This is a genomic window from Halogeometricum sp. S3BR5-2, assembly GCF_031624635.1.
Taxonomy (GTDB): domain Archaea; phylum Halobacteriota; class Halobacteria; order Halobacteriales; family Haloferacaceae; genus Halogeometricum; species Halogeometricum luteum.
The window spans coordinates 1,025,171-1,050,334 of the sequence record NZ_JAMQOQ010000002.1; the positions used below are offsets into that span (position 1 = coordinate 1,025,171).

The 25,164-nt window shown below is 69.5% G+C and carries 28 protein-coding genes, 1 tRNA gene and 1 rRNA gene; 18 read left to right on the forward strand and 12 right to left on the reverse strand.

Going from position 1 to position 25,164, the window contains the following annotated elements:
- Window positions 1-576, reverse strand: coding sequence for a DUF8114 family protein (locus tag NDI79_RS11905; protein WP_310928667.1), 576 nt, complete (start codon window positions 574-576; stop codon window positions 1-3).
- A 115-nt stretch (window positions 577-691) separates the two neighbouring features.
- Between NDI79_RS11905 and NDI79_RS11910 the strand changes: the two genes are divergently transcribed.
- Together NDI79_RS11910 and NDI79_RS11915 are read left to right on the forward strand one after the other, a co-directional pair.
- The gene (locus tag NDI79_RS11910; RefSeq protein WP_310928668.1) at window positions 692-1,891 is read left to right on the forward strand and encodes a dihydropteroate synthase; all 1,200 of its coding nucleotides are present in this window, start codon (window positions 692-694) and stop codon (window positions 1,889-1,891) included.
- Between the two features lie 185 nt (window positions 1,892-2,076).
- The gene (locus NDI79_RS11915; protein WP_310928669.1) at window positions 2,077-2,751 is read left to right on the forward strand and encodes a 6-hydroxymethylpterin diphosphokinase MptE-like protein; all 675 of its coding nucleotides are present in this window, start codon (window positions 2,077-2,079) and stop codon (window positions 2,749-2,751) included.
- A 38-nt stretch (window positions 2,752-2,789) separates the two neighbouring features.
- Here the strand turns inward: NDI79_RS11915 and NDI79_RS11920 are convergent, their stop codons facing one another.
- Window positions 2,790-3,722 carry a DUF8054 domain-containing protein gene (locus NDI79_RS11920; RefSeq protein WP_310928670.1) on the reverse strand — a complete coding sequence of 311 codons (933 nt, stop codon included), beginning with the start codon at window positions 3,720-3,722 and terminating at the stop codon, window positions 2,790-2,792.
- A gap of 271 nt (window positions 3,723-3,993) precedes the next feature.
- Between NDI79_RS11920 and NDI79_RS11925 the strand changes: the two genes are divergently transcribed.
- The 4 genes from NDI79_RS11925 to NDI79_RS11940 all read left to right on the forward strand — a co-directional run bounded on the left by NDI79_RS11925 (window position 3,994) and on the right by NDI79_RS11940 (window position 7,256).
- Complete coding sequence (locus tag NDI79_RS11925; RefSeq protein WP_310928671.1) at window positions 3,994-5,412, forward strand: cryptochrome/photolyase family protein; 1,419 nt, start codon at window positions 3,994-3,996, stop codon at window positions 5,410-5,412.
- 74 nt (window positions 5,413-5,486) lie between these two features.
- Window positions 5,487-6,101 (forward strand): DJ-1/PfpI family protein, encoded by a 615-nt coding sequence (locus NDI79_RS11930; protein ID WP_310928672.1) that lies wholly within the window; start codon window positions 5,487-5,489, stop codon window positions 6,099-6,101.
- Between the two features lie 102 nt (window positions 6,102-6,203).
- Window positions 6,204-6,803 (forward strand): superoxide dismutase, encoded by a 600-nt coding sequence (gene sod, locus NDI79_RS11935; RefSeq protein WP_310928673.1) that lies wholly within the window; start codon window positions 6,204-6,206, stop codon window positions 6,801-6,803.
- A gap of 147 nt (window positions 6,804-6,950) precedes the next feature.
- Window positions 6,951-7,256, forward strand: coding sequence for a DUF5827 family protein (locus tag NDI79_RS11940; RefSeq protein ID WP_310928674.1), 306 nt, complete (start codon window positions 6,951-6,953; stop codon window positions 7,254-7,256).
- 15 nt (window positions 7,257-7,271) lie between these two features.
- On the opposite strand, the gene NDI79_RS11945 is transcribed toward NDI79_RS11940, so the two are convergent.
- Window positions 7,272-7,850 carry an MBL fold metallo-hydrolase gene (locus NDI79_RS11945; RefSeq protein WP_310928675.1) on the reverse strand — a complete coding sequence of 193 codons (579 nt, stop codon included), beginning with the start codon at window positions 7,848-7,850 and terminating at the stop codon, window positions 7,272-7,274.
- Between the two features lie 122 nt (window positions 7,851-7,972).
- Here NDI79_RS11945 and thyA point away from each other — a divergent pair, with 122 nt between their 5' ends.
- The 7 genes from thyA to NDI79_RS11980 all read left to right on the forward strand — a co-directional run bounded on the left by thyA (window position 7,973) and on the right by NDI79_RS11980 (window position 12,991).
- On the forward strand, window positions 7,973-8,971 hold the full coding sequence (thyA, locus tag NDI79_RS11950) for a thymidylate synthase (protein WP_310928676.1): 999 nt from the start codon (window positions 7,973-7,975) through the stop codon (window positions 8,969-8,971).
- A gap of 1 nt (window position 8,972) precedes the next feature.
- Window positions 8,973-9,485, forward strand: coding sequence for a dihydrofolate reductase (locus tag NDI79_RS11955; RefSeq protein ID WP_310928677.1), 513 nt, complete (start codon window positions 8,973-8,975; stop codon window positions 9,483-9,485).
- Between the two features lie 57 nt (window positions 9,486-9,542).
- Window positions 9,543-9,722: an HVO_2922 family protein gene (locus NDI79_RS11960; RefSeq protein ID WP_310928678.1), complete on the forward strand. Its 180-nt coding sequence runs from the start codon at window positions 9,543-9,545 to the stop codon at window positions 9,720-9,722.
- A gap of 121 nt (window positions 9,723-9,843) precedes the next feature.
- On the forward strand, window positions 9,844-10,596 hold the full coding sequence (gene psmA, locus NDI79_RS11965; RefSeq protein WP_310928679.1) for an archaeal proteasome endopeptidase complex subunit alpha: 753 nt from the start codon (window positions 9,844-9,846) through the stop codon (window positions 10,594-10,596).
- Window positions 10,597-10,602: 6 nt separating this feature from the next.
- Window positions 10,603-11,496: an MOSC domain-containing protein gene (locus NDI79_RS11970; protein WP_310928680.1), complete on the forward strand. Its 894-nt coding sequence runs from the start codon at window positions 10,603-10,605 to the stop codon at window positions 11,494-11,496.
- Window positions 11,497-11,592: 96 nt separating this feature from the next.
- Window positions 11,593-12,810, forward strand: a complete 1,218-nt coding sequence (locus NDI79_RS11975) for a metal-dependent hydrolase family protein (RefSeq protein ID WP_310928681.1) — start codon at window positions 11,593-11,595, stop codon at window positions 12,808-12,810.
- Window positions 12,811-12,916: 106 nt separating this feature from the next.
- Window positions 12,917-12,991: transfer RNA gene (locus tag NDI79_RS11980), tRNA-Glu, on the forward strand.
- Between the two features lie 84 nt (window positions 12,992-13,075).
- Here the strand turns inward: NDI79_RS11980 and NDI79_RS11985 are convergent.
- Window positions 13,076-13,600 carry a hypothetical protein gene (locus NDI79_RS11985; protein ID WP_310928682.1) on the reverse strand — a complete coding sequence of 175 codons (525 nt, stop codon included), beginning with the start codon at window positions 13,598-13,600 and terminating at the stop codon, window positions 13,076-13,078.
- 117 nt (window positions 13,601-13,717) lie between these two features.
- Here NDI79_RS11985 and NDI79_RS11990 point away from each other — a divergent pair, with 117 nt between their 5' ends.
- Window positions 13,718-14,071 carry an ArsR/SmtB family transcription factor gene (locus tag NDI79_RS11990; protein WP_310928683.1) on the forward strand — a complete coding sequence of 118 codons (354 nt, stop codon included), beginning with the start codon at window positions 13,718-13,720 and terminating at the stop codon, window positions 14,069-14,071.
- Window positions 14,068-14,412 (forward strand): DUF7521 family protein, encoded by a 345-nt coding sequence (locus tag NDI79_RS11995; RefSeq protein ID WP_310928684.1) that lies wholly within the window; start codon window positions 14,068-14,070, stop codon window positions 14,410-14,412. The genes NDI79_RS11990 and NDI79_RS11995 overlap by 4 nt, the downstream gene beginning before the upstream one ends.
- Before the next feature lie 135 nt (window positions 14,413-14,547).
- Here NDI79_RS11995 and hutH read toward each other — a convergent pair whose 3' ends face one another.
- The 4 genes from hutH to hutU are packed head-to-tail and all read right to left on the reverse strand — an operon-like array spanning window position 14,548 to window position 20,235.
- The gene (gene hutH / locus NDI79_RS12000; protein WP_310928685.1) at window positions 14,548-16,137 is read right to left on the reverse strand and encodes a histidine ammonia-lyase; all 1,590 of its coding nucleotides are present in this window, start codon (window positions 16,135-16,137) and stop codon (window positions 14,548-14,550) included.
- Window positions 16,134-17,378 (reverse strand): imidazolonepropionase, encoded by a 1,245-nt coding sequence (gene hutI, locus NDI79_RS12005; protein ID WP_310928686.1) that lies wholly within the window; start codon window positions 17,376-17,378, stop codon window positions 16,134-16,136. Before hutI ends, hutH begins: the two co-directional genes overlap by 4 nt.
- The gene (hutG, locus tag NDI79_RS12010; RefSeq protein ID WP_310928687.1) at window positions 17,375-18,325 is read right to left on the reverse strand and encodes a formimidoylglutamase; all 951 of its coding nucleotides are present in this window, start codon (window positions 18,323-18,325) and stop codon (window positions 17,375-17,377) included. The genes hutI and hutG overlap by 4 nt, the downstream gene beginning before the upstream one ends.
- Window positions 18,322-20,235: a urocanate hydratase gene (gene hutU / locus NDI79_RS12015; protein ID WP_310928688.1), complete on the reverse strand. Its 1,914-nt coding sequence runs from the start codon at window positions 20,233-20,235 to the stop codon at window positions 18,322-18,324. The genes hutG and hutU overlap by 4 nt, the downstream gene beginning before the upstream one ends.
- A gap of 84 nt (window positions 20,236-20,319) precedes the next feature.
- Between hutU and NDI79_RS12020 the strand changes: the two genes are divergently transcribed.
- Entirely contained in the window at window positions 20,320-20,985 is a 666-nt protein-coding gene (locus NDI79_RS12020) for a helix-turn-helix domain-containing protein (RefSeq protein WP_310928689.1), read from the forward strand.
- Between the two features lie 55 nt (window positions 20,986-21,040).
- On the opposite strand, the gene NDI79_RS12025 is transcribed toward NDI79_RS12020, so the two are convergent.
- Entirely contained in the window at window positions 21,041-21,409 is a 369-nt protein-coding gene (locus tag NDI79_RS12025; protein ID WP_310928690.1) for a hypothetical protein, read from the reverse strand.
- Window positions 21,410-21,496: 87 nt separating this feature from the next.
- Complete coding sequence (locus tag NDI79_RS12030) at window positions 21,497-22,687, reverse strand: redox-regulated ATPase YchF (RefSeq protein WP_310928691.1); 1,191 nt, start codon at window positions 22,685-22,687, stop codon at window positions 21,497-21,499.
- A gap of 199 nt (window positions 22,688-22,886) precedes the next feature.
- Between NDI79_RS12030 and NDI79_RS12035 the strand changes: the two genes are divergently transcribed.
- Window positions 22,887-23,228, forward strand: coding sequence for a DUF8124 family protein (locus NDI79_RS12035; RefSeq protein WP_310928692.1), 342 nt, complete (start codon window positions 22,887-22,889; stop codon window positions 23,226-23,228).
- Complete coding sequence (locus NDI79_RS12040; RefSeq protein ID WP_310928693.1) at window positions 23,225-23,602, forward strand: hypothetical protein; 378 nt, start codon at window positions 23,225-23,227, stop codon at window positions 23,600-23,602. The genes NDI79_RS12035 and NDI79_RS12040 overlap by 4 nt, the downstream gene beginning before the upstream one ends.
- Before the next feature lie 60 nt (window positions 23,603-23,662).
- Here the strand turns inward: NDI79_RS12040 and NDI79_RS12045 are convergent, their stop codons facing one another.
- Window positions 23,663-24,739 (reverse strand): hypothetical protein, encoded by a 1,077-nt coding sequence (locus NDI79_RS12045; RefSeq protein ID WP_310928694.1) that lies wholly within the window; start codon window positions 24,737-24,739, stop codon window positions 23,663-23,665.
- A gap of 307 nt (window positions 24,740-25,046) precedes the next feature.
- A 5S ribosomal RNA gene (gene rrf / locus NDI79_RS12050) occupies window positions 25,047-25,164 on the reverse strand; the annotation flags it as partial.

Here is a 25,164-nt window from a genome sequence, read left to right on the forward strand (position 1 = left end):
TCACTTCGTGGGGTAGTCCTGCCCCATGTCGAGTCGGTTCTGGTCCTCGTCGTTCCAGTCCTCGTACGTTATCTCGCCCTCCTTGAAGTCGATGCGCTTGCGCTTGCCCTCCTGGCCTTCGTTGAGGCGACGGTTGAGTTCGGCCGGGTCGGGCGGCGTCGGGAGTTCGTTGGGGCCGGTGTCGACGTGGTCGGGGCCCTCGTAGCCGTCGGGGGCGCGGCCGCCGGCCGCGAACCACTCGTGGAACTCGTCTCTGAACGTCTCCTCGCCGCGGTAGTCGGACCCGCCGGCCTCCCGATACCAGTAGAAGAAGTCCGCCTCGTGGTCCGAACAGAGGAGCACCTCCTCCATCGGTTCGCCGTACACGACCGTCGCCTGGTTACAGCGCCTCTTCTCCCCCTCGCCGTGCACCAAGTAGCAGGCGTCGCAGGGTTTCGACTGCAGGTAGGTGAGTCGGATGAGTCGCGTCCGGGCGTCCTCCGGCACCTCGTCGAGCGGACGGAACTCCCCGTCGTCGGTGAACACTTCCGACTCGTCGAAGCGCCACCCGCGGAGTCCGATGCTGACCTTCGCCATTGGCGAATGGTAGCGGGTGCGCGGATAAAAAGAGCGTGACTCCGGCGTCCGGCGGTGGCAGCGAGGGGCGCCGGGACCGGACCGCATATGTCGGTCCCATCCTACGTTCCCACCAATGCAGACCGTCGACGCGGCCGGACTCGAAATCGGCGACGACAGCCCCCCGCGAATCATGGGGGTCCTCAACGTCTCGAAGGAGTCGCCGTACTCGCCGAGCGTGTTCGACGACGCCGGCGAGGCGGCCGAGTACGTCGACGACGCCCTCGTCGGCGAGGGCGCCGACATCGTCGACGTGGGGCTGGAGTCGGCGAACAAGCGCTTCGAGGTGCTGTCGGCCGAGGAGGAACTCGACCGCCTCGACACCGCCGTCGAGGCGATGGAGAGCGTCTCCGGCGACGCCGTCTTCTCCATCGAGACGCGCTACCACGAAGTCGCGGACGAAGCGCTCTCGCGGGGGTTCGACATGGTGAACGACATCTGCGGCTTCGCCGACCCGGAGATGCCCGTCGTCTGCGAGGACCACGACGCCGCCGTCGCCAAGATGGCGTCGCCGCCGGACCTCGAACGACCCGGCGCCGTCAAGGAGGTGGACGACATCTACGACGCCCTCGCGCGGAACGGCTTCACCGACAAGACCATCGTCGACCCGGCGTTCGGCGGGTGGTCCGAGGCGAAGACGCTCGAAGACGACCGGGAGACGTTCCGCCGCCTCCGCGAGTTCCGCGGCTACGGCCGGCCCGTCCTCGTCTCCATCAACCGGAAGAACTTCCTCCGCGAGGTGGCCGGACGCGACACCGAAGACGCCCTGCCCGTCTCGTTGGCGGCCACCTCGATGGCCGTCGAACGCGGCGCGCACGTGATTCGGACGCACGACGTGGCGGAGACGCGGGATGCGGCCCTCATCGGGAAGGAGTTCGCCCGCCGGCGGACGAGGCGGACCCGCAGCGGCGCCTCGAACGCCGACGTCGACGGCGGCGACGTGAGCGTCGAGGAACTCGACGTGACGACGCCGCGGGAGGCCGAACGCCACCTCGACCGTCTCGGCGTCGACGCGCCGGCGTCCGTCGCCGAGGAGTCCGTCGTCCGCGTCTTCGAACTCGACGGCCTCGCCGACGGGGACGTGCGGACGCTGGCGGCGGCGGCGGGCGACGCCGGGGCGACGTTCGCCCGAGGGACGACGGAACCGGGGGCGGCCGGTCACGACGTCCTCCTCCTCGGGACTCCCCGCGCCCTCCGCGAGACGGCGACTGTCGCCGAGGGGGAGTCCGACGCGCTTCGGTCGGCGCTCGATTCGGTGAAACGGGCGGTGTTCTGAGGGCCGTGGCGACGTCGAAGAGCCCCGAGGGTGCCTCTGAGCCCGTTTCCCTTCGGCGCTTAGTTAAGAGAAAACTTATGCCGGACGGCCGAGAAGCGGTCCACTGGAAGCCGGAAGGGCACACGGGTAGGGGTACTTGGTGCCATTCCGGCCCACACCGAACTATCTTTGCGGAGTCCTAACCGATGGAGTTCACCGACTGGGAACCCGTCTACGAGCTGATTCTGGCGGATTTCGGCTACCCGCGGGAGGGCGACGAACGCGCCCGCGACGCGATGGCGGCGTACGCGCGCCCGTTCGACGCGACGGGCGTCGACTGCGCGGGCGAGACGGTGGCCGTCGTCGGCGCCGCGCCGTCGCTCCCGGCGGAGGTGGACGCCGTCGCCGGGGCCGACCGGGTGTTCGCCGCGTCGACGGCGGCGGACGTCGTCCGCGAGGCGGGGTATCGAGTGGACCTGATGGTGACCGACTTGGACAAGAACCCCGAGACGGCGCGGGAGCGCACGCGCGCCGGGCGGCCCGTCGCGGCGCACGCCCACGGCGACAACGTCCCCGCCGTCCGCGAGTGGATGCCCCGATTCGATGCCGAGCACGTCCTGGCGACGACGCAGGCGGCGCCCGTCGGGAACGTCGTCAACCACGGCGGGTTCACGGACGGCGACCGGGCGGCGTTCCTCGCCGACGCGTTCGGAGCCGCCGAACTCCGGTTCGTCGGGTGGGACTTCGACGACCCGAGCGTCGGCGCCGCGAAGGCGCGGAAACTGCGGTGGGCGGAGCGACTGCTGTTTCTTCTCGAACGGCGCCGCGGCGAGCGGTTCGCGGTGCTGGACGGGCGGCGAGAGTCGATACGGCGACTGTGAGGAGGGAACCGAGCGACCGGCGCCCGCGAGCGGTGCGTTCAGGCCTCCGCGTCGGCGTCGCGTCGGAGCGGCCGGTCGAGGGGTACCGGGTCGACCGACGCCTCGAACAGGCGGGAGGCGCAGGCCTCGCAGGTGGCCGCGAGGACCGACTCGCGGGCGGGGTGAGGAGAGTCAGGGTGGGGGTCGGGACCCGCGCCCCGCGGTCCGACGCGGGAGACGGAGACGGCGCCGTCGCAGGCCGGACACCAGTCGAGGTGGAGTCTGAGCGCCGCGAGGACGCGGACGCGCGTCGTCGCGTCGAGCGCCCACCACTCGGGGAAGCGCGTCCGGAACTCCTCGACGGCGGCGACGTCCGCGAGGAACGCGGCGCGCGAGGGCCATCGACCCGCGGATCGGTCGCCGACCGAGGCGACGAGCGTCCCGTCTTCGGCCTCCCACGACAGTTCCACGTCGCGGCGCGGGACCGAGAGCAGGTCGGCGAGCGCCGCGGCGTCCTCGCTTCGGCCGCCCATCGAGAGGATGCGACGGCGCCACGTCCGCTCGAATCCCGGGTCGACGCGCGGGGCGCCGGCCCCGCCGCCCTCACCGTCGACCAGTAAGTCGGCGCGGCGGAGGCGCGACTCGGCAGGGTCGAGGCCGGCGTCCGTGGGGGTTCGGGAGTCGTCGCCGCCGAAGAGGCCGCGGGCGCCGACGACGGCGCGACGGGGGAGGCGTCGGACCGCGGCGCGGAGCGCCGGGTTGTCGGCGACGACGAGCGCCGCCGTCCCGGCGAGGACGAACGAGACGACGACGCCGGCGGTCGGCCACCGCGCCGCCGTCCCGACGACGACGCCCGCGAGGACGGCGAACGCCGCGACGGTCAGCACGACGACGCGGGGGTCCCGGCGGCGTCGCGCGGCGAGGGCTATCGAACGGAGGGTCGTGCCTGCTGTCGCGGTGCGTCTGCGGACGCGGTCGAACACTCTCGCCACTACCTGAACACCAACGAACGCTCCGGGTTAGGTATGCGGCGCTTACTCCCGATTCACGACACGTCCGCCGTTTTTTCGCCCGTCCTATCGACCGTTAAGTGCCGCATCGTCGAATCCGCCCGATGCTAACCGCCGGATACCAGCGAATAACGTTCACCAAAACGGAACGGAATGGGCGGCCGGGCGGAAATTACCGCCGCGTTCTCGAAGCGTGAGAGCGGCTCTCACCGGATGCCGATAGCTTGAGGGGGACTTCGTCCTTGCCACCGGTATGCAACTCCACTGGCACCGCCGCGACCTGCGCGCGTCGGACAACCGGGGACTCGCGACGGCGGCGGAGGCGGCCGAGGGTGAGGGTGGGGTCGTCCCCGTCTTCGTGTTCGACGACGGCGTGCTGGCGCACGCCGGCGCCGCGCGGGTTCGGTTCATGCTCGACGCCCTCGCTCGGTTGCGGGAGCGGTACCGCGAACGCGGCTCCGACCTCGTCGTCGCCCGCGGCGACCCGGCCGAGGAGATTCCGCGCCTCGCGGCCGAGTACGACGCCGAACGCGTCGTCTGGAATCAGGATTACTCGGGGCTCGCGCGGACCCGCGACGCGGCGGTGCGGCGGGCGTTGGACGACGCGAGCGTCGCCCGCGAGTCCGTCCACGACGCGATTCACCACGAACCGGGGTCGATAACGACGAACGCGGGCGACCCGTACTCGGTGTACACCTACTTCTGGAAGAAGTGGCGCGACCGGGAGAAAGCCGACCCTTACCCGGCACCGGAGGCCGACTCGCTGGCCGACGTGACCGGCGGCGACCTGCCCGATATCGGAGACTTAGGCTTCGAGCAACCGACCGCCGACGTGCCCGAGGCGGGGACCGAAGCGGCCCGCGAGCGCCTCTCGTCGTTCTGCGAGGACGCCATCTACCGCTACGACGAGGACCGCGACTACCCCGAACGCGACGCCACCTCGCGGCTCTCGACAGACCTGAAGTGGGGCACTATCGGGATTCGAGAGGTGTACGAGGCGACCGAGGAAGCCGCCGAGAGCGCCGACGGCGAGGAGGCCGACTCGGTCGAGGAGTTCCAATCGCAGTTGGCGTGGCGGGAGTTCTACGCGCACGTCCTCTACTTCAACCCCGAGGTGGTGACGGAGAACTACAAATCGTACGAGAACGGAATCGAGTGGCGCGAGGACGAGGAGGGCCTCACCGCTTGGAAAGCGGGCGAGACGGGCTACCCCATCGTCGACGCCGGGATGCGGCAGTTGCGCGAGGAGGCGTACATGCACAACCGGATGCGGATGCTCGTCGCCTCGTTCCTGACGAAGGACCTCCTCCTCGACTGGCGCGAGGGCTACGCGCACTTCCGGGAGTACCTGGCGGACCACGACACCGCCAACGACAACGGCGGGTGGCAGTGGGCCGCCTCCACCGGCACCGACGCCCAGCCCTACTTCCGCGTGTTCAACCCGACGACGCAGGGCGAGCGGTACGACCCCGACGCGACGTACATCAAGGAGTACGTGCCCGAACTCCGCGACGCCTCCGCCGAGGAGATTCACAGTTGGAACGAGCTGTCGCCGACCGAACGCGAGTCGGCCGCTCCGGATTACTACGACCCCATCGTGGACCACGCCGAGCGCCGCGAGATGGCCATCTCGATGTTCGAGGACGCCCGCGGCGACGACGAGGACGACTGACGGCCGGCACCGGAGGGAACGGCGTGTCTCTCCCGCGAAGGTACACTCATACTCCCGGCTCTCGATGCTCCGATATGCACGTCGACATCCTCCTCTACGACGGCTTCGACGAACTCGACGCCGTCGGTCCTTACGAGGTGTTTCAGACGGCGGGCGCGTTCGGCGCCGACTGCGCGGCGCGGTTGGTTACGCTCGAATCGACCGACTCCGTGACGGCGAGTCACGGCCTCCGCGTCGGCGTCGACGGAACGCTCGGCAACGGGGACGCCCTCGAAACCGGCCCGGACGTCCTCCTCGTCCCCGGTGGCGGGTGGTCGGACGCCTCGAAACCCGGCGCGGGGATGGAGGCCGAGCGAGGGGAAATCCCCGAGGCCGTCGCCGCGCACGCCGACCGCGGGGGCGTCGTGGCGGGCGTCTGCACCGGCGGGATGCTTCTCGCCCGCGCGGGCGTCCTCGACGGCCGACGGGCCGTGACCCACGCGAGCGCACTCGACGACCTGCGGGCGACGGACGCCGTCGTCACCGAGGCGCGGTTCGTCGACGACGGCGACGTGCTCACGGCCGGCGGCGTCACCTCGGGGTTGGACCTCGCGCTCCACCTCGTCGAACGCGAGTGCGGCGTCGACGCCGCGGACCGGGTGGCCCGCGAGATAGAGTACGAACGGCGGAGCGACCCGGCGGGAAAGTAGCCGCCCGCGAGACGGTCACCGAATATGACAGTGGCGTGTTAGCATAGACCTCCTCAACGTTTAACAGCAGTCCGGGACAAATACGAGGTGGAGGAATCTCTCATGAGCTACGAACTCGATCCCTTACCGTACGACTACGACGCGCTGGAACCGCACCTCTCCGAGCAGGTGCTCACGTGGCATCACGACACCCACCATCAGGGCTACGTGAACGGCTGGAACAGCGCCGAGGAGACGCTGGAGTCCAACCGCGAGGAGGGCGACTTCTCCTCGTCGGGCGGCGCGCTTCGTAACGTCACCCACAACGGCTCGGGCCACATCCTCCACGACCTGTTCTGGCAGAACATGTCGCCGGAAGGCGGCGAGGAGCCCTCGGGTGACCTCGCCGACCGCATCGAGGAGGACTTCGGCTCCTACGACGCCTGGAAGGGCGAGTTCGAGGCCGCCGCGAAGGACGCCAGCGGTTGGGCGCTCCTCGTCTACGATTCGTTCTCGAACCAGCTACGGAACGTCGTCGTCGACAAACACGACCAGGGCGCACTCTGGGGTTCCCACCCCATCCTCGCGCTGGACGTCTGGGAACACTCCTACTACCACGACTACGGCCCGGCACGTGGCGACTTCATCGACGCGTTCTTCGAGGTCGTCGACTGGGAGGAGCCCAGTTCCCGCTACGGCGAAGCCGTTCAGCTCTTCGAGTAAGCGACGAGATTCGGAGGTCGCTCGTTTCGAGCGCTCCGAACGTACACCCCGACTTTTCTTTCGACGCCGCATCCGACCCGCGAGCGACGCCTCCCCCGGCGCCGCGCAGTCACCGCGCTTACGTGCGCCGCCGCCGACCGTGTCGGTATGCCCAAACGCAAAGACGAGTTCGACACGCTGTACCCCTACCAACTGTACGAACCCGAGGAGATACTGGAGGAGGACCTGATGTACACGGTCCCCGAGATATCGCGCGTCCTGCAGGGACTCGACCCGGAGACGGAACTCGACGCCGAGACGGAGGAGCGAATCGTCGTCTGGACGGTGCCGTGGCTGATGGCGCACGCCGACGAGTTGGTCATCAACGACCCCGAGGGCGACGAACCGGGCTACTTCGGTCTGCAGTCGCAGTCGCGCCCCGCCGACGAGATTCCCGAGGACGCCGACGAGTAACCCGGATAGCCCGAGCTATCCCATCCGGGCGGCGCGCCCGGCCGCCTCGACGTCGTCGAACGGCCGCCGCGTGACGCTCGGGCCGTGGCCGACGTGCATCTCGGAGAAATCGTCCTCGACCGCCTCGCGGAGTCTGTCGAGGCTCTCGACGAGCGTCGGCCGGTCGCCCTCCTCTAAGTCCGTCCGACCGAACCCGCCGTTGGCGAACACCAAGTCGCCCGCGAACAGGACGCCCGCCGCGCGCGAGTAGAAACAGAGGTGGTCGTTCTTGTGTCCGGGGGTGTGGAGCGCCTCGTAGGAGTCGTCACCGATGGGGACCGCCTCGCCGTCGGCTATCGCGTTGTCGACCTCCGGGCGGCCGGCGTCGAACCCCCACGTCTCTACGTCGAATGCCTCGCGAACGGCGTCGACGTTCCCGACGTGGTCCGGATGCGTGTGCGTGAGGTACACACGGTCGAGTTCGTCGACGCGCTCTTCGATTCGAGGGACGACGTCGAAGTTCGCTCCGGGGTCGACGACGGCGGTGGTGTCGCCGGTGACGAGGAAGACGTTGCTGGTGAACGCCTGCACGCCCTGCGCGAGGTTGGTTATCACGGTCGGAGGTAGAGGCGAACGGGCCTTTCGTCTTTCTCTCCGGGGCGGACACGCGTTCGCTGTTCGAGACTCGAAAAGCGTTTGACCGCCTCCGAGAAACAACGCTGTAACCCCACTCCCTCATGCGCCAGTATCTCGACTTAGTCTCGGACGTGCTGTCCGGCGGCCGCCACAAACCGAACCGAACCGGCGTCGACACGATTTCGTCGTTCAGCCGCCACTACGAGGTGGATCTGCGGGAGGGTTTCCCGCTCCTCACGACGAAGGATCTCTCCGGGTTCCGCTGGAACTCGCTGCTCCACGAGTTCGTCTGGTATTTATCGGGAGATGAACACATCAGGACGCTGCGCGAGGAGACGAGTATCTGGGACGCCTGGGCCGACGAGGAAGGCCGCCTCGACACGGCGTACGGCCGCTTCTGGCGGCGATTTCCCGTCCCCGAGTCGGGACTGCCGGGCGAGGCGTGGCCCGAGGACACCCACCGCTGGATGAACGACGAGGGGACCTTCGACCAGATTCAGTACGTCCTCGACACCCTCCGAGAGAACCCGAACTCCCGGCGCATGGTCGTCAACGCCTGGCACCCCGCCAACGCCGCCGTCTCCACCCTGCCGCCGTGTCACTACTCGTTCGTGTTCAACGTGCAGGGCGACGAACTGAACCTCCACCTCACCCAGCGGTCGGGGGACATCGCGCTCGGCGTCCCGTTCAACGTCGCGGCGTACGCCCTCCTCGCCCACGCCGTCGCCCAGCGGACGGGCTTCGAGGTGGGGAAGTTCGCCCACACCGTCGTCGACGCGCACGTCTACTGCGGGACGGGCGACCGCGGCGCGTGGTACGGCGAGCACCTCTCGGACCTGCAGGAGCGGCTTGCGGGCGTCGGGTCGCGAGAGGAGTACCTCGACGTGCGCGACTGGGTGGTCGAGGCGGCGCCCGACGAACCCGAGGGCGAGGAAGACTACGACCACGTTCCCGGCCTCCTGACCCAGTGCGCCCGCGAGCCGGGTTCCAAACCGACTATCGAGGTGGCCGACAAACCCCTCGACGAACTCGCCCGAGAGGACGTCGAACTGCGCGACTACGACCCCGACGAGGGTATCCGCTTCGCGGTGGCCGAGTGAGATGCGCGGGAACGTCGAGTTCGTCCTCGTCGCCGCCGTCGCGGAGAACGGCGTCATCGGGCGTGACGGCGGGATGCCGTGGCATCTCCCCGAAGACATGGCGCACTTCAAGCGGACGACGACGGGTCACCCCGTCGTCGTGGGTCGGAAGACCTACGAGAGCGTCGTCGAGGCCATCGGCGGCCCGTTCCCCGACCGGACGAGCGTCGTGCTCTCTTCGCGTGACCTCGACCTGCCCGAGGGCGCGGTGCTCGCGCAGTCGTTCGGGGAGGCGGTCGAGACGGCCGAAGACGCCGCCGCGGAGATGGGCGTCTCCACCGTCTACGTCGCAGGCGGCGCGCGCGTCTACGAGCAGTTCCTTCCGCGGGCGAGTCGACTGATCCTGACCGAGATTCCCGAGTCCTACGAGGGCGACACCGCGTTCCCCCCGCGCGACGAATCGGCGTGGCGGGAGGTCGAACGGGACGAACGCGAGTCGTTCGACTTCGTGACGTACGAACGAGTCTGGGAGTAGGGACCCGGCGGCCGCCCGAGACGACGCTTTTTGTCGCCCCCCAACCAACCCGAGAGCGTGACCGCCACCTTCGAACTCTACGAGGACCGGGAGGGGAAGTATCGCTGGCGACTCGTCCACCGCAACGGGAACATCCTCGCCGACAGCGGCGAGGGGTACGCCACGAGACAGAAAGCCAAACAGGGGATTCGGAGCGTGAAGGAGAACGCCCCCGACGCGCCGGTCGAGACGGTCTGAGTCGGCCGGCCGCGCGGCAGCAGGCCCGCCGCTCGCGCGGTGCACGTAAATACGTTACCGGGATGCGGTACTATCGGCCCTCGGTGGTGCTTTTATACCTCCGGGGGTCGGATATGGGGGCATGAATCGGAACGATCAGCAGGCGTACGACCGAGGTACGTCGCTGTTCTCCCCCGACGGCCGTATCTATCAGGTCGAGTACGCCCGCGAGGCGGTCAAACGAGGCGCGCCGAGCCTCGGCATCCGGACCGCCGACGGCGTCGTTCTCGCCGCGCAGCGCCGGACGAGTTCGTCGCTCATGGAGGCCGAGAGCATCGAGAAGATACACAAACTGGACAGCTACCTCGGCGCCGCCACGGCGGGACACGTCGCCGACGCCCGGCAACTCGTCGACGACGCCCGACAGGAGGCGCAGGTGAACCACCTCCGCTACGGCGAGCCCATCCGCGTAGAGACGCTGACGACGTCGCTCTCCGACATGATTCAGGAGACGACCCAGCGCGGCGGCACCCGCCCGTTCGGCGCCTCCCTGCTCATCGGCGGGATGGACGGCGAGGGCGAGGACGCCCAACCGCGTCTGTTCCAGACGGACCCCTCCGGGGCGCCGCAGGAGTGGAAGGCCGTCGCCATCGGCGCGAAGCGCAACGACATCCAAGAGTTCCTCGAAGAGGAGTGGACGGAGGAACTGTCGCTGTCCGACGGCGTCGACCTCGCCGTTCGCGCCCTCCTCGTCACCGACGACGAACTCGAATCGCCGGACGTGAGCGCCGTCACGCTCTCCTCGGAGGGGTACCGCGACGTCGACGAGGACGAGATAGACGAAGTGCTCTCCGAACACGTCCCCGGCAAGGACGACTCCGACGAAGCCCAGTAGGGCGCGATGACGAACGACCGGACCGAACCGACGTCGGGAACCCGCCTCGACCCGGACGACCCGGACGACGCTCCGACGGCCGTCGTCCGGCGCCTCACGACGTTTCCGGTGAAATCGCTCGACGGGTGCGACCGCGACTCCGTCGGCGTGGTCCGAAACGGCGGCCTCGGCGGCGACCGGGAGTTCGCGCTGTTCGATTCTGCGGGCGAGTACGTCAACGGCAAGCGGGAGCGCTCGATACACCGCGTCCGAACCGAGTTCGACCCCGAGACGCGGACGCTGGCGGTGATTCTTCCCGACCGAGAGACCGAACGGTTCGACATCGACGACGACGCCGGCAGGGAGCGACTGACCGACTTGCTCTCGGAGCACGTCGGTTACGAGGTGTCGCTCCGGCGGAACCGCGACGGCGGCTTTCCGGACGACGCCGAGGCGTCGGGGCCGACGGTCATCAGCACCGCGACGCTCCGCGAAGTCGCCTCGTGGTTCGACGGTATCAGCACGGAGGAGATGCGCCGCCGCCTACGTGCGAACGTCGAACTCGGGGCGAGCGAGGCCGACGCGGCGGAACTCCCGCCGTTCTGGGAGGACCGCCTGTTCGACCGACGTGGCCGCGTCGTCGACTTCCGAATCGGCGACGTCGAGTTCGCGGGCGTCAACCCCTGTCAGCGCTGCGTCGTCCCCTCCCGCGACCCCGACACGGGCGCGGAGTACGACGGCTTCCGCGAGACGTTCGTCCGGCGCCGGCGGGAGACGATGCCCGCGTGGTCGGAGAGCGACTGGTTCGACCACCACTTCCGCCTCATGGTGAACACCCGAGTGGCCGAGTTCTCGTGGGGCGAGACGCTCGCCGTGGGCGACGAGGTCCGCCTCGGGGAGTCGCGGCCGGCGGGCGAGTGAACCGCCCGCTCTCTTCTCTCCCGGTCTCGCACCCGCCGGCCCCGTAGGATACCGCTACCCGGACGCTTAGGCCGGGAGGCGCGAAACCGACGCGGCATGGACGCAGACAGACTCGCCTTCGTCGGCGGCCGCGTGGCCGACGCCGACGGGACGCGACGGGCGGACGTAGTCGTCGATGTCGACTCGGGGACCATCGTCGGGGTTGGTGCCGACGCGGTCGATTCGGTTGACCACGACGGGCACGGGAGCGAAGGCGAAGGCGAAATCGAAATCGAGACGGTCGACATCGACGGGAAGGTGCTCGCGCCGGGGCTGATCGACTCGCACGTCCACTTGATGATGGACGGCCGACCGGACGTGGCGACGGTCGACGCCGAGAGCCGCGAGATGCTGAGCTACCGCGCCGCCGCGAACCTCCGCGCGACCGTGGAAGCCGGCGTGACGACGGTTCGGGACCTCGGCGCGCCGGGAACGCTGGCCCTCGACGCCGGCCACGCGGTCGAGGCGGGCGTGCTCTCCGGCCCGCGCGTCGTCGCCTGCGGGCGGAACGTCGTGATGACCGGCGGGCACGGCCATTGGTTCGGCCGCGAGGCCGACGGCCCCGCCGAGGTCCGGAAGGCGGCCCGCGAGCAACTGAAGCGCGGCGCGGGCGTCGTGAAGTGCATGGCCACCGGCGGCGTCCTCACCGAGGGCGCGGTGACGGGCGCCCCGGAACTCACCGAGGACGAACTCTCGGCCCTCGTCGACGCCGCGGCGCCAACCGGCGTGCCGACCGCCGCGCACGCACATGGGAAAGCAGGAATCGAGAACGCCGTCCGCGCGGGTATCACGAGCGTCGAGCACGGGACGTTCATGGACAGGGAGACGGCCGACCTGATGGCCCGCGAGGGAACCTACTGGGTGCCGACGGCCAGCGCGTTGGAGGGAATGGTCGAGAACGGCGTCGAGGCGGGCATCCCCGAGGAGGCGGTCGGGAAAGCCGAGGACGCACAGGAGCGCTTCGAACGCGCGTGGGAACACGCCATCGACGCGGGCGTGAAGATAGCGATGGGCACCGACGCGGGGACGCCGTTCAACTTCCACGGCGAGAACGCCCTGCGCGAGATGGAACTGCTGGTCGAGTACGGTCTCACCCCCGCGGCGGCGCTCGAAGCCGCCACCGCCACCGCCGCGGAACTGCTCGGCGTCGAAGCGGGCCGCCTCGCGGAGGGATACCGCGCGGACCTCCTCGTTCTCGACGCCGACCCGAACGAGGACGTGACGGCGTGGCGCGGCGCCGACGCCGTCTACCGCGGCGGCGACCGAGTGGCGTAAGCCGGCCGCGAGAGCGCCGACGGGGCGGCGCGGCGATGCGCCACCGCACGCCACACCCGTCCCGAAACGGAACGGTTTTATTCGTCGGAGCGATACGGTAAGATGCGCTCTGGTGGTGTAGTCCGGCCAATCATATCACCCTCTCACGGTGATGACCAGGGTTCGAATCCCTGCCGGAGCACTTTTCGAGAAATCACAGCTCGGAGCGACGGCGTCACCCGCGCGGGGCGGCCGCTCGAAGATGAATCGGTAGCGAGAGCGCCGCTCACTCGCCTCCGGGTTCGATGACGATGCGGCCGTCGGGGACGGAGCCACCGTCCGCGTCGACCCCCGCATCGTCGAACCGGCCGTGCAGCGAGAACCCGACGTCGTCTCCGTCACCCCGTTCGGGGTCGAAGGAGAGACGGTCGAAGTCGGCGTCCGGGCCCGCCACCTCTCCGAGCAGTCCGGTCCGCCCGTCGAAGCGGCCCTCGAAGGAAACGCTCGCCGCTCCCTCGGACGACGACGGGTCGTCGACCACGATTCTGTCGGCGCGGTAGTCCTCCGCGACGAGCGCGACCACGGAGTCGACGCTCGCGTCCTCGAGTCGCCCCTCGACGGTGACGCCCACTTCGTCGTCTTTCCCGGTGTCGGTGTCGACGACGATTCGCTCCATCGGCGGGTCGGCGTCGACGCCGTCCCACCGCTCGGCGCCGAACGCTTCGAGGGGCGCCCTCACCGCGACGTCCGCGTCGTCGCTCGTGTGCGATGCGTGCGCGTCACCGCCGGCGGACTCCCAGTCGGTGCTCATCTCTGGTCGGACGTAGCGGCGCTCGCCCCTTGAAGCCGAACCGCGTTCACAGGTCCTGCAGACGCGGTGTCGACACAAGGGTGAAACGTATCCGACCGATAGGATGCGGGTGGAAGGATGGACCCGGACACCGACGACCTCGTCGACGCGCTGGCCAGCGAGGACGCCAGAGAGATACTCTGCCTCGCGGACCGCGAGCCGATGTCGGCGCAGAACCTGCAGGAGGAGGTCGGCGTCTCGGTCGCGACGGTGTACCGGCACACGGAGGACCTCGTCGACGCGAACCTGCTGCGAGAGGAGACGGAGATAACCGACGACGGGGACCACTACAGCACGTACGAGACCCGGGTCCGGTCGGTGACGCTCACCGTCGACAGAGAGCGGTTCCGCGTCGACGTCACGGTTCGAGACGACCTCGTGGACCGATTCAGCCGCGTGTGGCGCTCCTTAGGTGAGTCACGGAGCAGATGAGGGCGCTCCCGGTCGGCCGCGTCGCACTGCAGGCGAAGCAGTCGGCGGAGGCCGTCGCGTTCGGCGTCTCGAACGTCGTCGTCTTCCTCCTGTTGGCGCTGCTGGCGAGCATCGCGTACAGGGCGTACCGGCGAGAGGAGGCGACGTCGTTCCTCGTCGCGTCCGCCGGCTTCTCCTTTCTCGCGTTCGGGTCGGTCACCGAAGCGGTGTACGAGTTCGGCGTGAACGGCGGCTACCAGGCGTTCGGTCGGGAACTCTACCTCCTCAGGACCGCCGAAGCGACGCTCCTCGCGGTCGGGGTCGGACTGCTCCTCGTCTCGCTGTACCGGCTGGAGACCTGACCGCGCGGAACCCGTTCGACCCGTCCGACCCGTTCGCGAGCGGCGCGTCCGAGCGGCGGGCGGTCGCTCCCCGACGCACCGCGTTTCCGGTGGAACGTCCGTGATGGTTCGGGGCGGTATCGCGGGGTCTTCCGATTATCGAGTCGAGTCCGAGAGAGCACCGGCGAGGCGGTCCGACAGCGTTCCGTCGGCGACGAGGCCGGCGACGGCCTCCATGTCGCCGTCGAGGCTCCGGTCCTCCGTCACCGGGGGCGACGCCTCGCGGACGAGTTCGTACGCGACGCTCGTCCCGCGGCCGTGCGCCAGCGAGTCGTCGACGAACTCCGCGGCCTGCGCGCCGGTGAGCAGTTCGACGGCGACGACGGTTCGGGCGTTCTCCAGCGCCGACTTCGCGGCGAACGCGCTCGTGGCGCTCATGCTCACGTGGTCCTCCTGCCCGCCGCTGACGGACGCGTTGTCCGTCGACGGCCGACCCGTCGCGCGCATCTCGTTTATCAGCGAGGCGGCGGTGTACTGGGGAATCATGAACCCCGAGTTGAGGCCGGGTTCGGGGGTCAGGAACGGCGGCAGGTGCTCCTCCTGGAGGTTGGGGTTCACCATCCGGTCCATCCGCCGCTCGGAGATGGCCGCGAGTTCCGTCAGCGCGTTCACGAGGTAGTCGAGGCGGAGCGCCAGCGGTTCGCCGTGGAAGTTGCCGCCGGAGATGACCACCGACTCCGCCGTCCCGGTCGCTCGGCTGTCGGCCTCCGCCGAATCGAACACCAGCGGGTTGTCGGTGGCGCTGTTGAGTTCGATTTCGACCGCTTCGCGGAGGTGGTCGACGGCGTCGCGCACCGCGCCGTGGACCTGCGGGAGACACCGAATCGAGTAGGCGTCCTGCACCCGGTCGCAGTTCGCGTGCGACTCGACGATTTCGGAGTCGGCGGTGAGGTCCCTGATTCGCTCGGCCGCCGCGGTCTGTCCCGAGTGCGGGCGCACGCGCTGGACGGCCGGGTCGCAGTTCGCCGTCGTCCCCATCGTCACCTCCGTCGTGAGGGCGCCGGCGGCGTCGGCCGCCTCGCAGACCCGTTCGGCGTCGACGACGAGCAAGGCCGCGACGCCCGTCGTCAACTGCGTCCCGTTGATGAGCGCCAGTCCCTCCTTGGGAGCCAGCGTCAGCGGCGACAGCCCCGCCGTCGCCAGCGCGTCCGCCCCGGTGAGACGCTCGCCGTCGACGGTGGCTTCGCCCTCGCCGATGAGCACGAGGGAGAGGTGCGCCAAGGGCGCCAGATCGCCCGACGCGCCGAGGCTCCCGCGCGACCGCACGACGGGATGCACCCGCTCGTTCAGCATCGTCGCGAGGTGGTCGACGACCACCTCGCGGACGCCCGAATATCCCTTGACGAGAGCGTTCAGTCGGGTGAGCAGCATCGCCCGCACCTCCTCCTCGTCGAGGGGACGCCCCGCGCCGGATGCGTGGCTCCGCAGGAGGTTCGTCTGGAGCCGTTCTATCTCCGACTCCTCGATGCGCGTGTCGACCAACTGTCCGAACCCCGTGTTCAGGCCGTAGACGGCCTCGCCGCTCTCGACTATCTCCTCGACGCGTTCGCGCGAGGCGACGACGGCCGCCCGCGCGTCCTCGGCTATCTCGACCGCCGCGCCGCGGCGGGCCACCGCCGCCACGTCCTCGGGGGTGAGCGACGCGCCGTCGACGACGACCGTCTCGGAGTCGTCCGGGTCGGTCACGCGACCACCTCCCGGTCGAGGACGGTTCCTCCGCGGACGACTGTCTGTCCGCCGACGACGACGGTGTCGACCGCGTTCACGCCGAAGTTGTACGGGAGGTAGACGTGGCTCGGAGCGTCGAGGACGACTAGATCGGCCGGCCCCCCGAGTTCGAGTCGGCCGGCGTCGGGGCGGTCCACCGCGCGCGCGGCGTTCGTGGTCGCCGCGCCGAGTGCCTGTGCAGGCGTCAGTCCCATCTCGACGCACCCGAGCGTCATGGCGAACGGCATGCTCTGCGAGTAGCAGTTCGGGTTGAAATCCGTGGCGAGAGCGACCGGCGCGCCCCGGTCGAGGAACGCCTCGGCGTCGGCGTACTCGGCGCCGAGGCCGAACGCCGTCCCCGGCAGGAGCACGGGCGTCGTGCCGGCGTCGACGAGGGCGTCGATGTCGTCGCCGGTCGCGTACAGGAGGTGGTCGGCGCTCGTCGCACCCACCTCGGCGGCCAACGCCGTCCCGCCGAGGTGGCTCAACTCCTCGGCGTGGACCTTCGGTTTCAGACCGTGTTCCCGCCCGGCTTCGAGGACGCGCCGGGACTGCTCCACGTCGAGGACGCCCTCCTCGCAGAACACGTCGCAGAACTCCGCGATTCCCTGCTCCGCGACGGCCGGAATCTGTTCGGTCACGACCTCCTCGACGTAGTCGTCGGCGTCGCGGCCGCGCGGGACGGCGTGCGCGCCCATGAACGTCGGGACGACCCGAATCGGGTGCGCCGCGGCCGCCCGGTCGATGGCCTCCAACATCCGGCGTTCCGTCTCCGTATCGAGGCCGTACCCCGACTTCACCTCCACCGTCGTCGTCCCGTGCGCGAGCATCGCGTCGAACTGCTCCGCGAGGTTCCCGACCAACTCGTCGGTCGAGGACTCCCGCACCGCGTCGACCGTTCTGAGGATGCCGCCGCCGTCGGCGAGAATCTCCTGGTACGTCTTTCCTCGCAACTTGGCCTCGAACTCGTCGGAGCGGTCGCCCGCGAACAGGGCGTGCGTGTGCGGGTCGACGAACCCCGGCGCGACCGCCCGCTCCGAGCAGTCGAGCACCTCGTCGGCGCCGTCCTCGGGAAACTCTGCGGTCACCTCCTCCGTCGGGCCGACGGCGGCGATTCGACCGCCGTCGACGGCGACGGCGGCGTCTTCCGTCCGCTCCAGTCGCTCGTGGTCGGCGTACGTCACGACTTCCGCGGCGTTCGTCAGGAGCAAGTCGGTCACGCCGCCACCCCCGCGAGGAAGTGGGCGACGGTACGGGCGGCCGTCGCGGCGGTGAGACCGGTCGGCGTCGGGTCCAACGGCGGCGCGCACTCGACCACCTCGAACCCCCGCACTCGCTCGTCGCCGGCGATACCGCGGACGAGGGCGAACAGTTCCCTCGACGAGAGACCGCCCGGCGTCGGGGCGCTGACGCCGGGCGCCGACGGCGCGTCGAGCACGTCGACGTCGACGCTCAGATACAGCGAGTCCGCGTCCGCGACGGCGCTCCGAATCCGGTCCAGCGTCGCCTCGACGCCCTCCGCGACCGATTCGGCGGTGACGACGGCGCCGCCTCGCTCCCGGAGATAGTCGGCGTATCTCGAACCAGTCTCGAAGTGCCGCGCGCCGACGACGCAGAGCGTCCCCAACCCCGCGTCGTGGAGTTGGCGGTAGGGCGTCCCGCTGGTCGGCCCCTCGACCGCGCGCACCTCGCGGCAGTCGAGGTGGGCGTCGAGGCTGACGACGGCGACACTCTCGCCGTCGATGCGGGCGGAATCGACCAGCGGAACGACGTTCGGGTAGGTGAGCGAGTTGTCGCCGCCGAGGAACACCGGGAGCGCCCCCCGGTCGTACAGTTCGGCGGTCGTCTCGCGCACGGCCTCCTGCACGTCGCGGACCGACGCCTCGCGTTCGACGCGAACGTCGCCCGCGTCCGCGACGCTCGCAACGGGGCCGGCCTCGAAGTGATGCGTCTTTACCGACGCGAGTGCCTCCCGGATGGCCGTTGGTCCCTCGCGCGCGCCGGGCCGGCCGAGGACCGCGCCGTCGTACGGTTCGCCGACGAGGACGGCGTCGTACTCGCGCGAGGTGTCGAGCGTCGTCCGCTCGACGACGTGACCGAACTGCTCGTCGTTCGGGTCCGACGAAGTTCCGGTCCACTCCGGCGCGGGGTCCATCTCGGGTGTCATCGGCGCTCGCCCTCCTCCGCCGTCCGCCCGTCCGTTCCCTCGGATTCCGCCGACTGCGCCGACTTCGTCGCGCCGGCCGCCGGTCCCGTCTCCTCGGGCGAAATCGGGACGTGAACGCCCGAGCGCTCCGCCTCGTCCACCGCCTCCTCGTAGCCGGCGTCGGCGTGGCGAATCACGCCCGTGCCGGGGTCGGTGGTGAACACCGCGCGCGCCTTCTCAGCCGCGAGGTCAGACCCGTCGAGGACGACATGGTTGTTCGCGTGCAGGGCGTTACCGATGCCGACGCCGCCGCCGTCGTGGACGCTGACGATGTCAGCGCCGGCGGCGCAGTTAAGCAGGGCGTTCAGAATGGGCCAATCGGCCACCGCGTCGGTCCCGTCGCGCATCGCCTCCGTCTCGCGGTGCGGACTGGCGACGCTCCCCGCGTCGAGATGGTCGCGGGTGACGACTATCGGCGCCGAAATCTCTCCCTCGGCGACGAGTTCGTTGATGCGCAGGGCGAAGCGGGCGCGTTCGGTCAGACCGTCGCCGTCGGTGCGGGAGCCGAGCCAACAGACGCGGGCGGGGAGTCCCTGGAACTGCACCTCCTCGCGGGCGAGCGAAATCCACCGCGAGAGCCGGTCGTCGTCGGGGAACCGGTCGAGGACGGCGTCGTCCGTGCGCCGGATATCCTCGGGGTCGCCGGAGAGGGCGGCCCAGCGGAACGGCCCCTTGCCCCGGCAGAACAGCGGACGGATGTACGCCGGAACGAAGCCGGGGAAATCGAAGACGTCGGTTCTCCCCTTGTACGACTCCACCTGCCCGCGGATGTTGTTGCCGTACTCGAAGGCGACGCTCCCGCGGTCCTGCATCTCCAAGACGGCGTCGACGTGTCGCTCCATCGTATCGACGCTCTCCTCGACGTACCGCTCGGGGTCCGACTCGCGGAGGGCGTCCGCCTCTTCGACGGAGTACCCGCTCGGGTAGTACCCCTCCAGTTCGTCGTGCGCGCTGGTCTGGTCGGTGACGACGTCCGGGACGAACCCGCGTTCGAGCATGGTTTCGAGGACGTCCGCGGCGTTGCCGTGGACGCCGACGCTGTACGGTTCGCCCGCCTCGGCGGCCGCCTCGGCGCGTTCGACCGCCTCCGCGACGGAGGCGGTCTTCTCCTCGCAGTACCCCGTCTCGATGCGCCGGTCGATTCTCTCTTCCTCCACCTCGGCGGCGATACAGACGCCGCGGTTCATCGTCACCGCGAGTGGTTGGGCGCCGCCCATCCCGCCGAGGCCGCCGGTGACGACGATTCTCCCCCGGAGGCCCTCCTCGTCTGGGAAATGCTGGCGGCCCAGTTCGGCCAGCGTCTCGTAGGTTCCCTGGAGGATGCCCTGCGTGCCGATGTACGCCCACGACCCGGCGGTCATCTGCCCGTACATCATCTTTCCCTCCGCTTCGAGTTCGTGGAAGTGCTCCCAGTCGTCCCACTTGCCGACGAGGTTCGAGTTGGCGATGAGGACGCGCGGCGCGCGCTCGTGCGTTCGGAACCGCCCGACGGGCTTGCCCGACTGAACGAGGAGCGTCTCCTCGTCGCCCAACTCGCGCAGTTCCGCGAGGATGGCGTCGTAGGCGTCCCACGACCGGGCCGCGCGGCCGGTGCCGCCGTAGACGACGAGGTCTTCGGGGCGTTCGGCCACCTCCGGGTCGAGGTTGTTGTTCAGCATCCGCAGTGCCGCCTCCTGTCGCCAGCCGCGACACTCGATGTCGGTCCCGGTGGGCGACCCCCGATACCGCTTCCACTCCTCGGAGGGGTCGCCGACGTCGAACCGGCGGCGGCCCGTCGCATCACCCGCCTTCTCGCCTCGTTCCTCCGTGCCGTCGCTCCCGTCTCGTCCGTCCGACTCGTGACTCCCGTCTCGTCCGTTCGTCTCGTCCATGCGGCTAGTCGACGCCCGTCACGGATACTCGTCTGGCCTCCGTTTGGAGGGTGTTTTATATACAACTACTGCGGATGTGCCGGCGTGTACCAAGCGACGTTCGAGATATCCGGGGACGGCGGCTACGCGCTGGCGACGGCGGAGACGGACGCCTCGCTGGAACTGTGGTGCAACGAGCACTGCGACCTGTTGCACATCCGCGGGGCGTCCGCCGAGGCGGTGGTCGAACGGGTCGAACGCGCGGTCGGCGTCCGCGAGCGACTCGACAGGGAGGGGGAGGTGCTCCTCATCACCGACGACTGCCTGCGGCGGCGAGAACCGAACGCCATCGAGGCGTACCTCGTCCGCAACGACTGCCTGCTGCTCCCGCCCGTCCGCTACGAGGGCGGCGCGAAACGCTGTCGCGTCCTCGCCCTCGACCCCGCGTCGCTGACGGCCGTCTATCGGGAACTCCTCGCCGACGGCTTGGCCGTCGACGTCCGCTCGAAGCGGCGGGCGAACGCCGTCGCCGAGGGGGTGCCGCCGTCGCCCGCGGACCTGCTCCCGGACCTCAGCCCGCGGCAGTACGACGCCCTGCGCGCCGCCGTCGAGGGCGGCTACTACGAGATTCCGCGGGAGACGACGACGGAGGAGTTGGCCGCGGAACTGGGCGTCGGCCGCCGGACGGCCGAGGAACACCTTCGCCGCGCGGAGAACAAGCTAGTCGGTGCCGTCTTCGAACGCCTCCGCGGCCGCCGCGGGGCGGGGTGAGTGGACGTCGAACCGGTCGGTGGGTCAGGTAGGTCGGTCAGTCGCTCTCGCCCGGTCAGTCGCTTGCCTCGGCGGGCGGGTCGCCCGCGTCGGGCCCGGCGTCGGGCGTCGGACGCACGATACCGACGTACGTCTCGACGGCGGCCGACAGCATCGACCGCCAGTCGTCGAACTGCGAGTGGGCCGCCACGTGGTCGTCCCACCGCCTGTCCGGGATGTTCTCGAACGATTCCTGGTCGTCGACCTCGTAGTCGCACGACTGGATGAACTCGGCGATGGACTCGCTGTCCGTGTGCATCGCCATCCAGTCGTCCCCGAAGAGGTCGTCGAGCGTCACGTCTCCTCCGAGGCCACCGATTTCCCCAGAAAGGGTGGCGTCGAGAGCAGGGCTTTCCTCCCGCATCGTAGGTTCGTATCGGCTCATCGCCTATAGTTCATGCGACTCGTTCCACGTCGGAACGCGAGCGGATTTCGGGGCGGAGACGACACGGAGACGGCCGGTTTCCGCGTTTCACCCGGTCGTCACGATTTCGAGCACGTCGCGGTGCTCCAGTTCGTGGTCGGAGCCGACCTGTCGCTTCGACCGGACGTCGATGCCGTGCAGGAGGCCGTCGCCGATGTCCGAGTGCAGGTGGTACGCGAAGTCCTCGGTTGTCGACCCCTCCGGCAGGACGAAGCAGTCGCGGAACACCCCCTCCGAGTCGGACTTCCCGTTGGCACTCCCCGGGAAGATGCCGATGGCGCCCATCACGTCGAACAGGGCGGCCTCCAGCGACTGCTGGACGCCCGACCCGCCGTAGGCGTCGACGAACTCCCGAATCTGTTCGAGTCCCGCCTCCTGTTCGTCGCTCACGTCGCCGACGATGTCGAAGTCGGCCGCGCCCGGTTCGTAGTCGACGACGCCGCCCTCGGCGGCCTTCTTCAGCGCCTTCTCCGCGTGCGCGCTGGCGGGGACGAACGTGAGGTGTTCGTAGTCGGGGTCGGAGGTTATCTCCGCGAAGTTCTCCTGCGCGGCGGGTTTGTCCATCTTGTTCGCCGCGACGAGCATCGGCTTCGTCCGCTTGCGAATCTCGCGGGCGATTGATTCCTTGTCCTCGGGGTCCCACTCCTCGGGGTCCAAGGAGAGGCCGAGGCCGAGTATCACCTGCTTTATCTCGTCCTTGTTCGTCTTGAACGCCGACATCTGCTCGGCGAGGTCCTCCTCGACGTGTTTCTCGTCGCCGTCGTAGCCCGTGCGATAGCGTTCGAGGCCCTTCTCCAAGATGTCGAGATACCACATGTCGAGTTCGTCCTCGAGGAAGTCGATGTCCTCGCGCGGGTCGTGGCCCTCGGTGGCCTCGCCCTCGATGTCCGTCTCCCCCGAGAAGTCGACGACGTGGACGAGGACGTCCGCCTCGTTCAGGTCGGTGAGAAACTGGTTGCCGAGGCCCTTCCCCTCGTGCGCGCCGGGGATGAGTCCCGCCACGTCGACGAGTTTGACGGGGACGAAGCGCGTGCCGTCGTCGCAGTAGCCCACCGACGGCGTGCACGTCTCGTCGAACTCGGGGGCCGCGCAGTCGACGCGGACGTACGCCTCGCCGACGGAGGGGTCGATGGTCGTGAACGGGTAGGCGCCCTCGGGGACGTCGTTCATCGTCGCCGCGTTGAAGAAAGAGGACTTGCCGACGGAGGGTTTGCCGACGAGTCCGATCTTGTAGCTCATTGACTTCTCGAAATTACTCGGCGGGCAAAAGGCGTCCTATCCGCTCGCGCTCAGGCCCGTGCTGGCAGTTCGCACGGAATCGTCGCCGGTCCGCGAGTTCTCCGGACCGTCGGTCTCCGGTCCGCCGCACCGTCGCACCGCCGCGCCGATGTCTCGACGCACCACCGACTATTTGCCTTGCCGCGCCCGAGGAACGGACATGAGCGACAGCGATGCGGACGGGGACACGGGCGGCGACGCGACGGACGTGAACGCCGATACCGGCGCCGGAGACACCTTCGGCGTCGGCATCCACGTCACCGAGTCCGACCTGCAGTTCGTCGTCCGCGTCCCCTCGGACATCGACTCCGGGTGGACCGACCCCGAGGAGTTCCAGCGTCTCGTCGAGGAGGTAGTGTGGGAGCGACTCGACCGCGAGCGCACCCTCCGCGCCATCGCGACCGAGACGCCGAACGGCGAGACGGTGACGCTCGGCCGGGTCACGCTCCGCCCCGACGGAACCGTCGTCAGGGCCGACCTCGCGGCCGTAGACGGAGCGTGACCGACCCGCACGACGCGGACGCGTTGTCCGCCGTCGTCGACAGCGCCCTGGAACGGGCGCTGCTCGAATCGGCGGACGCACGGCGCTACTTCGCGCTGGCCGGCGCGGTCGAACGCGCCCGCGAGGACACCGGCGACCCGCAGTCCGACCCGCTGACCGCGGCGCTGGTGTGCACCGTCGCCGTCTCCGCCTTGGAATCCGAGTCGCCCGTCCCGACGTGGTCGCCGCCGGATGCGCGCAACGAACTCGTCGCCGCCGGCGCGGTGCGGGCGTCCGAACGCTTCGACGTCGCCCCCGAACGCGTCGCCGCGCGGGCGGGCGTCCCGCTCTCGGACCTCAGGACGCGACTCGCAGAAGAGCGTACCGAGCCGTGAGCCCCGGGCGTCGACGGCCGGGGTAAGCGTCCGCGTCCGACTCGGTCCCGTTCCGAGCGATTACTTGTTCTTTCCGCCGTTACCGTTTCCGTTCCCGTTCCCCCCTCCGTTGCCTCGGTTCGAGGAGGAGCGTTCCTCGTCGTCGGAATCGTCCTCGTCCGCGTCGTCGCCCTCGGCTCCCTCGGCGTCGTCCTCCTCGACGTCGCCTTTACCGGCGTCGTTCGCCGCTCGGTCGTCGTCCGGCGCCTCGGAGTCCGAATCGGAGTCGTCGGCGTTCTTCCCCTTCTTCGCGTGCTCCGGCGCCCCGCGTTCGCCGTCGGGGCCTCGGTCGGCGGCCGCGGAGGCGTTCGCCTGTCCGGCCGCGTCGGGCCGGCCCGGCGCGTCCGAGTCGTTCGCCGCATCCGACCGACCCGGCGCGTCGTCCGCGTTACCGGGGTTGTTCGCCGTCGCGAATTCAGAGATGATACGCCCCGGCGGGCCGTCGAAACCCGCGGCGCGCAGAGCGCCGAGGAACGCCCGCACCGCCCGCCCGAAGTTCCCCTCCTGCTGGACGAACTCGGTCGTCAACTCGACGGTCTCCGAGACGGTGTCGCCGTCCGCCGTCGCAGCGACCGTCACGGAGACGTTCTCGGTCGGCGCGAGCAGGGAGACGGTCCCGTCCTCGCCGGTTTCGAAGGTCCCCGCGCCCACGTAGTCGGTGTCGCTCGTCACGGTCACCGTCGCGTTCTCGACCGCTTCGCCGCCGCGTGCGACGTCCACGGTCACGGCGCCGTCGTCGGTCTGTGCGACGTCGACAGAGAGTCCCGCGCCGACGAGGCGAACGGTGGTCTCGCCCACCGCGTCGCCGTCCGTCAGGACGACGGTGACGTTCTGCGTCACCGCGGGTTCAGGAAGCGCCACGCTCCCGTTCGCGTCCGTCCGGTACGTCCCCGCGCCCGCGTACGCCAGTTCTCCGGTGACGTTCACCGTCGCGTTCTCGACTGCGGTTTCGTTGTCTGTGACGACGACGAGCGCTTCTCCCGTCGCGTCGTCCTGCTCGACGGCGACGCTCACCGTCGTCGCCGCACTCGCCGCTCCGGGGAGGACGGCGGTCACGACCAGCAGTACCAGCACGACCGTCAGTGATTCGGTGCGCATTGCAATCTCAGCTACACCCTAAATACACATAATAAGGACAGTCTCCGAATCCGACTATAGCTCGTTTTAGCCGAATTTAACTCGGCTCAATCGGCAGACTGGGCGGGTTCGGTCGTGAAACGGAGACCGTGGCCGATGGTGAGCGTGGGGTGACCGTGACCGGATGTATTCCGAGCGTGTCCTCGACGCTTCGGCCCGGCTCACGGAAAGACGTCTCTCGTGGATAGCGGCCGCTGGGAGTTCGAAATGAAAAACGCCCGCACGGGCGGTCCGTGCGGGCGAGTGTGAATATCGCTTTGAGTATGAGTGGAGGCGGCGAGAACGTGTTCCCAGAGGTTCGCACACTCCAGTACTTGCGTTCACGCTGGCGAGCTTAACTTCCGTGTTCGAGATGGGTACGGGTGTTACCTCGCCGCTGTGGCCGC